A 12,078-nucleotide genomic window follows, 5' to 3' on the forward strand; every position below is an offset into this window, starting at 1 on the left:
CATGCGGGGGGGCACGAAGCTATGGGGATTGATTGCGGGCGCGGGCGCATTCGGCCTGGTCGCCCAATCACTGCCCGCGCAGGACCAGCGCCACCGCCTGGCCGAGGCCAAGGCGCAGTCCGAGGCGGCGGCGCAGCGCTCCGCCCGGCTTGAGGCGCAGGCCGCGCATGAACAGGATCAGGCGCGCCAGGCACGCGCGCAGGAAGCCGCCGTCGCGGCGCGCATCCAGCAGGCCGAGGCCGACATCGCGGCGGGGCAGGCGCGGATCGAAATCATTCGCCGCCAGCTTGCCGATCAGCGGGTGCGGCTGGCGCAACGCCAGGGGCCGGTCGTCCGGCTGGTCGCGGCGCTGCAATCGCTGGCCCGCCGTCCCGCGTTGATCAGCATCGTCCAGCCGGGGTCGGTCGGCGATATCGTCCATGTCCGCGCGGTATTGTCGAGCACCTTGCCGGTGATCCATGCCCGCACCGCCGATGTCCGGGCCGATCTCGCGCGCTCCCGCCAGCTCCAGGCCAGCGCCGCCCTCGCCACCCGGGCTCTCGCCGACAGCCGGTCCCGGCTCGAGGAACAGCGTCTCGCGCTCACCCGGCTCGAGGCCGAACATCGCTTGCGGTCGCGCTCGTTCGGGCGCGACGCCCTGTTCGAATCGGATCGCGCCATCGCGCTCGGCGAGCGTGCCCGCGATATCGTCGATTTGATGGGCCAGCTCGGCAATCAGGCTGCGGTGCGCGAGAGCCTCGAATCGCTTCCCGGCCCGCTGCCGCGCCCGCCGCGGCCAGGAGAAGTCGCTTCGCCGGTCGATACCGTGTCCTGGTCGCACGCGTCGCCACCCTATCGTTTGCCGGTGGTGGGCAAGATGGTCACTGGCCTGGGTGAATTGTCGGATGCCGGCGTGCGCTCGCGCGGGCTGACCATCGCCGCCGCGGCCGAAGCGACCGTGGTGGCGCCCGCGGCGGGGCGGGTCGCTTATGCCGGTGCCTTTCGTGGTTATGGCACGATCGTCATCCTCGATCATGGCGCTGGCTGGACCTCGCTGGTTTCCGGGCTGGGCGCAGCGTCGGTGCGGGTCGGCGAAAGCGTCAGCCAGGGGTCGCCGATCGGACGTGCCACCCGTGGCGACGATCCGCGCGTGACGGTCGAACTGCGCCGCAAGGGGCGTGCGGTCGACATGACGCCGTTGATCGGGTGAGCAGGATCTGGATTCGGCGGCATGCCGGTGATTCAAATCGCTCGCTGGGGTCGTCATGCCGGTTCTCCGGTGCGGATGTCGCGCATCGGTAAAAGCCCATTTGCCGGGCGATTTGAATCAGCAGACCGGAAACCGAGCCGACCATGACCCCACTCCAGCCATTTCCCTTCACTCCCGCAGCACAGCGGAAAAACTCCCGTGCGGATCCATCAAAACTCCCGCAGCTTTTCCCGCAGACTCCCGCAGAACGCTCAAAAAGCATTTTCCCCCGGAAACTCCCGCAACAACTCCCGCAACTGCGGGAATTTGGGGTGCTGGCAGCCCTGCGCCAATGTGCTGTGGCGTCGGAACGATTGATCTCGCCGATTCAATCCTGCCCGTGCCGATGCGACCATCCCTTCTTTTACGGATTGCCGGGGCGGGCTCACCGCAGGTTCATCCTTACTGCGCTTTGATCGCGCCGAATTAACCGCTAGAGTTGCGGCAACTGCTCTCCCGATTTGGAAATTTCATGGCTCGTCCCTTCATTCAGGCAACCGCGATCGCCATCGTCCTGGCGGTGGTTCCCGCCACGACCGCCGCGATGGCGCAGGTCGATACCGATGCCTATCGTGAGATCGACCAGTTCATGGACGTCTTCAACCGGGTGAAGGGCGCCTATGTCGACAAGGTCGACGACAAGACGCTGATCAAGGGCGCGATCGACGGCATGCTGGCCGCGCTCGACCCGCACAGCGCGTATGAGACCGGGCTCGATTACGACAATCTGCGCATCCAGACGATGGGCAGCTATGGCGGGCTCGGCCTGACCGTCACGTCGGAGGATGGCGCGGTCAAGGTCATCGCGCCGCAGGAGGATACGCCGGGATATCGCGCCGGGATCAAGTCGGGCGATTACATCACGCATATCGACGGCAAGCTGATCTACGGCCAGACCCTCGACGAGGCGATCACCCAGATGCGCGGCGCACCCGGCAGCAAGATTGCGCTGACCCTGATCCGTCCCGGTCGCGACAAGCCGATCGAAGTGACGCTGGTGCGCGAAAAGATCGTGCAGAAACCGGTGAAGTGGGAAGTCAAGAACGGCATCGGCATCCTCAACATCAACACTTTCTCCGAAAATACCGGCGCCGCGGTGAAGGCGGGGATGGTGGGGATCGAGAAATCGCTCGGCCATCCGCCGCTCGGCTATATCGTCGATCTGCGCGACAATGGCGGGGGCCTGCGCGACGAAGCGATCAACGTCGCCGACAATTTCCTCAACTATGGCGAGATCGTCTCCGAACGCGGCCGTGAAAAGGGCGATATCGAGCGCTTCTATGCCAAGAGCGGCGATCCCTCGCGCGGCCTGCCGGTGATCGTGCTGATCAATTCGGGATCGGCTTCGGCATCGGAGATCGTCGCCGGCGCGCTGCAGGATCATCACCGTGCCCTGATCATGGGCGTTCGTTCGTTCGGCAAGGGGTCGGTGCAGACCGTGCTTGATCTCGGCAATAATTCGGCGCTGCGCCTGACCACCTCGCGTTACTACACGCCGTCGGGGCGCTCGGTGCAGGAGGGCGGGATCGAGCCCGATATCAAGGTGCCGCAGATTTCCGACCCCGATTTCAAGACGCGGCCGGTCTTCCGGGAGGCCGATCTGCGCCGCCATTTGATCAACGAGGTCAAGGCCGACAATGCCGTGCTCGAAGAGGATACCAAGGACGATCCGCGCTATAGTTCGACGCCCGACCAGCTGAAGGCCAAGGGCGTTACGGACTTCCAGCTCGATTATGCGCTGAAGACGCTCGGCCGGCTTGGCGCCGCGTCGAAAATGGCGGCATCGGCAAAGTAATGGCCCGGACCCGCTTCCAGCTCGCGCATGAAATCGCCTTTTTCCTGCCGGCCGCGCTCATGGCGGGCGCGCTGCTCTCGCAATATTGGGGCGGCTTGTTTCCATGCGAGATGTGCCATTGGCAGCGCTGGCCGCATTATACCGCGATCGGGCTGGCCGGCTTCGGCTTCTTCGTGCCACCCCCGGCCCGCCGCTTGCTGGTGGCGCTCGCCGCGCTGGCCATCGCCGCGAGCGGCGCGATCGGCGTGTTCCATGCCGGGGTCGAATATCATTGGTGGAACGGGATCACCGCGTGCGCCTCGAACATCACCGGATCCGGCGGCTCGGCGCAGGACATGCTTGCCCGGATCATGGGCGCGCCGATCATTCGCTGCGACGTGGCGCAGTGGAGCCTGTTCGGAATCTCGCTCGCCGGCTTCAATGCGATCTTTTCACTTGGTGGTGCCGTCACCATCTTGTGGCTGATGGTCCAAGATCGACGCAGATGAGCGGCTGGAAACCCGGCGACGCGAAGCGGGCGACCGACTCGATGATCCGGGTGGATCAGGCGGGCGAATATGGCGCGACGCGTATCTATGCCGGGCAGCTGGCGGTGATGGGCGACCGTTCGCCCGCCGCACGCGCGATTGCCGGCATGGCCAATCAGGAGGAGCGACACCGCGCCTTTTTTGACAGGATGATCGCGGAGCGCGGCGTGCGTCCGACCTTGTTGCAACCGTTCTGGAATGTCGCCGGCTTCGCGCTCGGCGCCGTGACCGCGGCGATCGGGCCGGCGGCGGCAATGGCGTGCACCGTGGCGGTCGAGACCGAGATCGACAAGCATTATGCCGACCAGCTGATCGAGCTGGGTGACAGCGATCCGGTCTTGTCGGCGGCGGTGGCCGATTTTCAGGCCGAAGAGGTCGAGCACAAGGAAGCCGCGCTTGCCGCGGGGGCGGAGACCGCGATCGCCTATCCGCTGCTGAGTGCGGTGATCCGCCTTGGCTGTCGCGTTGCGATCGCCACGGCGAAGCGGATATGACGAACGGAATTGATGTGATTTGGGAGACGGAAGGGACGCTGATGCGTTCACCCGTCGGACGGGAGCAAGACTGATGACATTCGCACTCCGCGCGGCATTGGCCGCAACGATCATCGCCGGCGGCGGTGCCGCCGCGGTGCCGGCCTTTGCGCAGAACGCACCGCAAAATGGCGTCCTGGTGATCTATGGCACGCAGAAATGCCCGACCGATCCGAACGGCAACGAGATCGTGGTGTGCGAACGGCGCAGCGCGCAGGAACAGTTCCGCATTCCCAAGGAGTTGCGCGAACTCGAAGTCACGCCCGAGAATCAGAGCTGGGCGGTGCGCGCCCAGGCCAATGACCAGGCCGGCGCAAGCGGCATCGGCAGCTGCACCAATGTCGGCCCGGGCGGCGGCAGCGGCTGTTTCGTGCAGCAGGCCAATCAGGCGCGACGCATCAACAAGGACAAGAAGGCGGCGGACGAGAAGGTGCAGGCATCGCTGCCCTGATCGGGAGTTGCGGGATGGTTTTGCCCCGCTAGAGATCGACCGGGGATGATCGCGGCGATCGCCTGATGGCTGGGGGAAATGATGGCAGTCTACGCGCGGGCCCGATCGTCGTCACGAGCGCCATCGCTCGGATCGGACATGATTGACTGCGTGCTGGTCTTCGGCTGACCTGATGACCGGCGCCGCGCCCGTCCGGGCCCCCCATGCGATCGCGATCGGGCTGTTCCTGCTTGTCTGGCTGTCGTGCAGCTGGTTCGGGTCGCAGGAGTTCAATCCCAACAACTCCACGCGCTTGTTCGCGGCGATCTCGCTGGTCGAACAGGGCGATGCGACGATTGACGAGTTCCAGGCCCTGACGATCGACAAGGCGAAGATCGGCGACCATTATTATACCGACAAGTCGCCGGGAATGACGCTGATGGCGGTGCCGTCGGTATGGATTGCCGATCGGCTGACCGGGGATAGCGCGCGACGGAACCCGATCGATCTCGCAAGTTCGCGGTTCGAAAATTACCTGAAACTGCGCATGCGCCTGACGGTCGCGACGACGGTCGCGGTGCTGATCGCTTTTGCTGCCGTCTTGTTGTTCGACCTCGCGACGGGTGTCACTGGCAGCGTGAAGGCCGGGCTGGTCGCCGCGCTCGGCTATGCGACGGCAACGCCGGCCTGGGGCTGGTCGACGACGATTTTCGGTCATGCACCGGTCGGCGCGTTGCTGTTGATCGCGACCTGGGCGGTGTGGCGCGGCACCTCGGGCGTGCGCGAGCTTGGCCGGTGGCGTTACCCGTTGATGTTCGGCGCGGCGCTTGGCTGGGCGATCGTGATCGAGTTGCAGACTGTGCTGCCCGGCGTCGCGGTCGGCCTCTGGGCGATCTGGCGGACGCGCTCCCTGTCATGGCCGCTGCGCTTCCGGCTCGCTGCGCTGACCGCGCTTGCCGGCCTGGCGGCGCTGACGCCGATGCTGGTCTATAACGAGATCGCCTTCGCGACGCCGTTCAAGGTCGGCTATCAGGGCGTGGTTGGCTTCGATGGGATGCAGCAGGGGCTGTTCGGCCTGACCTATCCGCATTTCGATGTGCTGGTGCAGCTGCTCGCCGGCCCCGATCGCGGGCTGGTGTTCGTTGCGCCCGTCCTGCTGCTCGCGCCGTTCGGTCTCGCCCGGCTGATCCGCGCGCCGGCGACGCGCGATCTCGGCTGGCTTGCGCTGGCGGTCACCGTCATCGTGCTGCTTTACAACGCATCCTATTATTATTGGGACGGCGGCTATTCGACCGGGCCGCGCCACTCGATTCCGGCGATGGGGTTTCTCGCCCTTGGCCTTGCGCCGCTGTGGCGGGCATGGGGCGGCACGGCCCGGCGTCTGATCGCCGGTTTGCTGGGGCTGAGCATGGCGATCAATCTCGCCATCGCCGCCGCCGAGGTCACCGCGCCGCACGGCTATCCCTTTCCGCTCTACGATCCGGTGATAACGCGCTTCCTGGCCGGCCAGATCCGCACTGTGCCGAGCGAGTGGTGGCGGTGGGGAACCGGCTTTGGTCTCGCGCTCTATCTCACGCTCGCGCTGCCGATCCTGTGGTTCCTGTTTCGCGCAGCGGGCTTGTCCGACAGGGATGAGCAGAATAGTCTCGCGCCGGTCGCGTGACTGGCGAAGCGTGGAGCACCACGGGGAAGCGCGACGGATCCATGCCGCTCGCCTGGGCAGACTTCATTCGTGACGGAGTGACCCATGGCTGAGCTTTCCCCGATCCGTGTCGCTTTCCTGCTTTTCCCCAATGTCACGCAGCTCGATCTGACCGGTCCGGCACAGGTGTTGTCGCGGCTGGGCAATGTGACGATCGACCTGGTTGCCGCGACGCTTGATCCGGTGCCGACCGATGCGGGGTTTGCGCTACTGCCGACCGTCAGGTTCGACGACGCGGTCCAGCCCGACATTCTTTGTATCCCGGGCGGCTTCGGCGTGACCGATGCGAGCGAGGATGCGGCGACGATGGCCTGGGTGCGCTCGGCCGCTGCCGGCGCGACCTGGGTGACCAGCGTGTGCACCGGATCCCTGCTGCTGGGCGCGGCGGGCCTGTTGCGCGGTTATCGCGCAACCACGCATTGGGCGCAGCATCACCACCTTGCCGCGTTCGGTGCGATCCCGGTGCGTGAGCGCGTGGTGTTCGACCGCAATCGCGTGACCGGAGGCGGGGTGACGGCGGGGATCGATTTCGGCCTGGCGCTCACTGCCGCGCTTCGGGGTGAGGATCATGCCCGGCTGGTCCAGCTCAGCCTCGAATATGATCCCGCGCCGCCGTTCGATGCGGGATCGCCCGAGCGTGCCGATGCGGCGACGCTCGCACGCTATCAGGCGCTGGCGGCGCGGAGCGCGCCGGGCCGCGACGCGCGTACCCGGGCACTTGCCGCACGCATGCCCGATTAAGGCTTGCGCTTCATGCCGCGTATGCGGTGCCAGATGTAGAAGCCCGCGCCGCCCACCAGCACCACGGCGATCAACGCATCGGCGCTATGGAACGCAGCCTTGAGGCGTGGGTCGCTGTTCCATTTTTCGCCCAGCACCATGCCGAGCCAGGCCAGCCCGAAGCACCACGGCCAGGAGCCGACAAAGGTGTACACATGGAACGGCAGCAGCTTCATCTTCGCCACGCCGGCCGGGAAGGCGATGAACGAGCGGATCACCGGCAGCAGCCGGCCGATCAGCACCGCCGAATTGCCGAAGCGCGCGAAGAAGCGATCCGCGGCATCAAGCTCACCCGGGCCGATCAGGACATAGCGGCCCCAGCGCTCGATCGCCGGACGCCCGCCGCGCTTGCCCAGCTCATAGGCCGGGATCGATCCGATATTGCAGCCGATCGCCCCCGCGGTCGCCGCCAGGTACAGGTTGAAATGCCCGGTCGAGACGAGATAGCCGGCGAACGGCATGATGATCTCGGACGGCAAGGGGATGCAGGCCGATTCGATCGCCATCAACAGCGCGATGCCGAGATAGCCGCCGCTGGAGATGACCCAGATGGTGAATGTGGCGAGGATGCCCAGGATGTGCTCGATCATGGGCAGATGCGATGGGGGAGGTTGGCGGCAAAGGGAAGCCCCTATTTCCCGGCGCCGATCCGGTCCGCGATCCTCCGCAAATCCTCGACGAAGCGGGCAAACTCCGCCTGCTTCATAGCCTCGTCGGGCAGGCGCAGCAGATAGCTTGGGTGAACCGTGACCCACGCCTCGCCGCCGTCGCTGGGGAGAACCAGTTGCTGCCCGCGCACATGGCTGATGGTCATCGTCTTCCCGAACAGCGATCGCGCGGCCGTCGCGCCCAGCGCGACCGTCACGCGCGGCTTTATCAGCAGGCGTTCCTGGTCGATCCACCAGCGGCATGCCTCGATCTCACCCGCGCCGGGCCTGGCATGAAGGCGCCTTTTGCCGCGTTGCTCGAACTTGAAGTGCTTGACCGCATTGGTGACATAGACGCTCGCCCGATCGATCCCCGCGTCAGCCAGTGCACGGTCGAACATCTGGCCCGCCGGCCCCACGAACGGCTTGCCCGCCAGATCCTCCTGGTCGCCCGGCTGCTCGCCGACGAACATCAGCGCGGCATCGACCGGGCCTTCGCCGAACACGACCTGCGTCGCGTCCTTGTGCAATGGGCAGCGCATACAATCCGCCGCTTCGTCGCGCAGCGCTTCCCACGCGTCCCGGATATTGCCGTGGGTACAGGCGCGCGCCGTTTCGATCATGCCGCTCTCCCGCGCCTGCGCCGCTGCGATCAGGCCGGGAACCAGCGCGGTTTCGGGCATGTTCTTCCAGTATTTCCTGGGCATTTCCTTGAGCATCGCGCCGATCTTGACGCGTGCCGGATTGAAGATCGAGGCGTAATAGGTCTTCCACACATCCTCGACCGGATCGCCGCCGGGCGCGTCGCCCTTCATCGCGCCGGGCCCCTCCTCCAGCGTCTTGCCGTCCCAGTGGATCGACAGCGCGGGGGTCAGGATCGACCAGCGCATCGATGCGAAGCGCTCGATGAAGAAGGCGGCATTGGCGCGGACGATGTGATGCTCGGGCTCGAACCAGGCGACGAAGCGCGGCCCTTCCGCGCCCGGCACTTCGCGGAAGCGCAGAAAGGCGCGCATCTTGTGGATGTCGCGCCGCACCTGCGTGGCGAGATGATCAAGGCGGCGGATCAGCGGATCGGCGCGATCCTCGATCAGCCCCGGCTGGGTGCGAAGCCGAACGAGCAGCGTGTAGAGCAAGGCGAAACGCGCAGGATCGCTGTGCGGCACCACATCATGCGCCAGGTCGATAAAGGCGCGCGGGACGGAGAAGCCGGCAGGCACCGGCGAGGGCGGTAACGCCGTCGTTCCGGCGAAGAGGTCGCCGCCGGCCTCACCGAGCTGCCAGATGACCTGCTCGGGCGGAACGGCGTCGGCGGCCAATGCGCGCGCGGCGTCGCGCCAGCCTTCGACATCGTCCGGTTCCGCGAGGATCACAGTCCTCACCGCCGCGCCGCCGCGTCAGTCGCGCTCGTCGCTGCCCGGCGGCGAGGCTTCGGCGCGGGCCAGCTCCTTCGGCTTGCGCGTCTCGAAGACCTTGGCCAGCCGCTTCTCCTCCGCGCTGCTGAGCTCTTCGGCCGCGGCGGGAAACATCTCTTCCTCCTCCTCGTCGATGTGATGCTCATAGCGATGGCGCATTTCCCTGAACTTGGTCAGCCATGCGCCGGTGGCCATGTCGATCTCGGCCAGTTCGCCGAGATAATCGTCGATCTCCTTATGCTCGGACACCGAATGACGGGCGTCGTCGCGCAGTGCGGGATTGCCGAGCATGGTCGCATAGAGCGACTCCTCCTCGGCCGCGGCATGGGCCGATACTTCGACCCGGAATGCCTCGAACAATGTCTCGCGCGCCTCGCTCGCGCCGGAGGTCTCGCCGATCTGCGCAAGCAGCGTGCGGTGGCGGTCATGGTCAGCCTTGAGATCGGCAAAGATACGGGCGTCGGCCATCAAACTCTCCTGTGGTTGGCAGGAGAACCGATCGCGGCGGTGCTTGTTTCAGTTGCGAGTCGCTTTCACCCCCATGCTGGTCGGCGCGTCGCCCGGTGGCATCGCGGCGATCCAGCGGGTGAGCAGCGCGACCCCCTCGGCATGGACTGTTGCGCGCCCGAGTTCGGGCATGGCGATGCCGGGATCGGTGCTTTCCATGCGGAAGATCAGGATCGAGCGTTCGGGATGGCCGGGATCGATATCGAATTCGCCGCTGCCGCTGCCGCGCCCCGCCGCGACCGGGTGCTTCAGGATACCCCGCGCATTCAGGTCGGCCCGGTGCCAGTCGAGATACAGGCCCGAGTTGGACGCCGCGCCGTTCGGGTTGTGGCAATGCGCGCAATTGGTCTCGAGATAGGCACGCGCGCGGTCGGCAAGCGGGGCCGCGGGATCGTCCCAGCGCGCGAGGCGCGGAGCGTCGGCGGGGAGGCGGTCGAGCATCTTCGCCGCGAGCAGCGCCTGGAGCTGTTTGCCGTCATTGAGATTGCGAACCTTGGGTCCGATCGGGGTGATCACGCCCGACAGCGCGTGACAATCCTTGCACTGGTTCTGATTGGGCACCGAATAGCTGATCGTGCGCGCGACACCCGACGGATCGGTGAAGGTCACCGGGATGCGCGTGCCGGCGCGTTTCAGCACCGCGTCGGTGCCCGCATCATTCCACACATAGGGAAGCGCCACCCAGCCATTGGCGCGGTGGAGCAGCAGGCGCGTCTCGAGCGCCTTGAACCTGCCCGATTGCTGATAGCCAAAGGTCTTGATCAGCGCCGATCCGACCGGCAGGTCGATCACCTTGTCGGGATCATAGGCAGCGGTCTTGCCGCCGGGAATATAGATATAGCGCTGTTTCTCGGCATAGTCGGAGAAGAGCGGAGTGTTCAGCGTATAGGGCATCACCCGCGCCGCCGGCGTGCGGTTCGCGGTGTCGGCGAACAGGCGGAACTCGGACAAGGTCGCCGGATACCCCTCGGCGATGATGGCCGCATCGTTCACCCCGCGCGCGTCCGACACGGCGGCGGTCAGGATCACCATGCCGCCGATTGCCGAGACGATCGCCGCCAACAGGGTTCCCGGCGAAGGTTGGGGTCCAGTTGCAGGGCATTGCGACTGGACCCCAGCTTTCGCCGGGGAAGCGCTAAACCAGGACCAGCGCCGGAGAGTCACCGCGCGGCTGCCTCCATGGCTGCGGGCAATACGACCTTGGCGGGTTGAGCGCCGGCCTTGCCCCTGGACAGGTCGGCGGGGGCCGGCTTGGCCGTCTCCGGCGGCGCGGCGAGCGCCAGACCCAGGCTGAGCACCGCGACCTTGTCGGTGACCGCCAGGCCGGCCGTGTCGCCCGTTCCATCCCACAATATCGGCGGGATCGACCCACCGAACGTCTTGGCGAGCTGCTCGCCGCCGGGCAGTTGCGGTGCGAAGCCGGCTTTGCCGTGGCGGTTGCCGCCGACCGCGATTCCGCGCGGCAACGGGTTGTAGCGCGTGTCGGTAAAGGCCTTGCGATAGCTGACGATCATCACATTGGCCGTGGCGTTGCCCAACAGGTCGTTGTCGAAGACATGGACATTGTCGTTCGCCATCACCAGCACGCCGGTGCCGGTGGGCACGGTGGCGACGATGTTACCTTTGGGCGCGAAATTGGGGGTGTCGTTCTCGACCACCATATTCTTGAACACGCGAATATCGCCACCGCCCATCACCGGCAGATTGGGCAAGTCGAACACCAGGATGCCGCCGGTATTATGCGTTGCGGTATTGCCATAGACATCGGCGTTGCGGCTGTTCTCGATCTCGATCCCCGCGACATTCCCTTCGGCGCGCGAGTTGCGCACGATGATCCGCTTCGACTGGCCGACATAGATGCCCGCGTCGGACGCGCCTTTCACCACCACCGAATCGATCAGCACATCGCTGCTCTCGACTGGATAGATGCCATAGGCGCCATTGGTTTCCTTGGGCCCGCCCGTCCATTCGACGCGGACATTCTTGTAGACGATGCGGTCGGCACCCTTGGTCTTGATCCCGTCGCCCTTCGAATCCTCGACCGCGAAGCCACGCAGCACGACATCGTCGGAGGTGACGAGCAGGCCTTCGCCCGCGCCCAATTGTCCCTTGAAGCTGAGCACCGTCTTGTCCGGCCCGGCGCCCCGCACCGTGACCTTGTTCACATCGAGCGACAGGCCGTCGGTCAGGTCGAAGCGCCCCGCGCCGATCTCGATCACGTCGCCGGGCGCCGCTTCGATCAGCGCCCCCTGCAGCCGCGATTGCGCATCGGGTCCGGGCGCGACGGTGACGGTCTTGGCCAGCGCGGGCGATGTAATGATCGCAAGCGCCGCGAACGGCAGGATATGTTTCATGGTACAGCTCCTCTAGTGTCATGCGCGGGTTCGCCCCACGTCTATGACGATCATTCTCGGACCGAACCGGAGCCTTTGGCCTTGCCGATTCCGCATCCGTGCCGACATGTTCCGGCATTGGTGAAAAATCTAGCGATAACTATTTTATGGTCAATAGCTA

At 65.9% G+C, this 12,078-nt stretch carries 12 protein-coding genes and 1 riboswitch; of the genes, 7 read left to right on the forward strand and 5 right to left on the reverse strand.

Features of this window, described 5'->3' with window-relative positions; genetic code table 11:
• The first annotated feature begins 1 nt into the window (after position 1).
• The 7 genes from OO12_RS21970 (at position 2) to OO12_RS22000 (ending at position 6,956) form a co-directional block, all read left to right on the forward strand.
• Positions 2 to 1,189, forward strand: coding sequence for a murein hydrolase activator EnvC family protein (locus OO12_RS21970; protein WP_034160887.1), 1,188 nt, complete (start codon positions 2 to 4; stop codon positions 1,187 to 1,189).
• A gap of 511 nt (positions 1,190 to 1,700) precedes the next feature.
• On the forward strand, positions 1,701 to 3,023 hold the full coding sequence (locus OO12_RS21975; protein ID WP_034160888.1) for a S41 family peptidase: 1,323 nt from the start codon (positions 1,701 to 1,703) through the stop codon (positions 3,021 to 3,023).
• Positions 3,023 to 3,511 carry a disulfide bond formation protein B gene (locus tag OO12_RS21980; protein ID WP_034160889.1) on the forward strand — a complete coding sequence of 163 codons (489 nt, stop codon included), beginning with the start codon at positions 3,023 to 3,025 and terminating at the stop codon, positions 3,509 to 3,511. The genes OO12_RS21975 and OO12_RS21980 overlap by 1 nt, the downstream gene beginning before the upstream one ends.
• Positions 3,508 to 4,044 carry a demethoxyubiquinone hydroxylase family protein gene (locus OO12_RS21985; protein WP_034160890.1) on the forward strand — a complete coding sequence of 179 codons (537 nt, stop codon included), beginning with the start codon at positions 3,508 to 3,510 and terminating at the stop codon, positions 4,042 to 4,044. The genes OO12_RS21980 and OO12_RS21985 overlap by 4 nt, the downstream gene beginning before the upstream one ends.
• Positions 4,045 to 4,117: 73 nt before the next feature.
• The gene (locus OO12_RS21990; RefSeq protein WP_034160891.1) at positions 4,118 to 4,534 is read left to right on the forward strand and encodes a hypothetical protein; all 417 of its coding nucleotides are present in this window, start codon (positions 4,118 to 4,120) and stop codon (positions 4,532 to 4,534) included.
• A 172-nt stretch (positions 4,535 to 4,706) separates the two neighbouring features.
• Positions 4,707 to 6,176 carry a hypothetical protein gene (locus tag OO12_RS21995; RefSeq protein ID WP_052216164.1) on the forward strand — a complete coding sequence of 490 codons (1,470 nt, stop codon included), beginning with the start codon at positions 4,707 to 4,709 and terminating at the stop codon, positions 6,174 to 6,176.
• Positions 6,163 to 6,241: riboswitch (ZMP/ZTP riboswitch) on the forward strand. Its footprint overlaps the gene before it by 14 nt.
• Before the next feature lie 19 nt (positions 6,242 to 6,260).
• The gene (locus OO12_RS22000; protein WP_034160892.1) at positions 6,261 to 6,956 is read left to right on the forward strand and encodes a DJ-1/PfpI family protein; all 696 of its coding nucleotides are present in this window, start codon (positions 6,261 to 6,263) and stop codon (positions 6,954 to 6,956) included.
• Here OO12_RS22000 and OO12_RS22005 read toward each other — a convergent pair.
• The 5 genes from OO12_RS22005 to OO12_RS22025 form a co-directional block, all read right to left on the reverse strand.
• Positions 6,953 to 7,585, reverse strand: coding sequence for a DedA family protein (locus OO12_RS22005; RefSeq protein ID WP_034160893.1), 633 nt, complete (start codon positions 7,583 to 7,585; stop codon positions 6,953 to 6,955). The two genes, OO12_RS22000 and OO12_RS22005, sit on opposite strands and share 4 nt — an antisense overlap.
• Positions 7,586 to 7,626: 41 nt before the next feature.
• A complete protein-coding gene (locus OO12_RS22010) occupies positions 7,627 to 9,024 on the reverse strand; it encodes a UdgX family uracil-DNA binding protein (RefSeq protein WP_034160894.1) in 1,398 nt (465 codons plus the stop codon).
• A gap of 15 nt (positions 9,025 to 9,039) precedes the next feature.
• Complete coding sequence (locus OO12_RS22015) at positions 9,040 to 9,525, reverse strand: hemerythrin domain-containing protein (RefSeq protein WP_034160895.1); 486 nt, start codon at positions 9,523 to 9,525, stop codon at positions 9,040 to 9,042.
• Between the two features lie 48 nt (positions 9,526 to 9,573).
• On the reverse strand, positions 9,574 to 10,626 hold the full coding sequence (locus tag OO12_RS22020) for an SO2930 family diheme c-type cytochrome (protein ID WP_235364962.1): 1,053 nt from the start codon (positions 10,624 to 10,626) through the stop codon (positions 9,574 to 9,576).
• 98 nt (positions 10,627 to 10,724) lie between these two features.
• Complete coding sequence (locus OO12_RS22025) at positions 10,725 to 11,918, reverse strand: parallel beta-helix domain-containing protein (protein WP_034160896.1); 1,194 nt, start codon at positions 11,916 to 11,918, stop codon at positions 10,725 to 10,727.
• Positions 11,919 to 12,078: the final 160 nt, after the last annotated feature.

The sequence above is a fragment of the Sphingomonas sp. ERG5 genome, assembly GCF_000803065.1.
Classification (GTDB): domain Bacteria; phylum Pseudomonadota; class Alphaproteobacteria; order Sphingomonadales; family Sphingomonadaceae; genus Sphingomonas.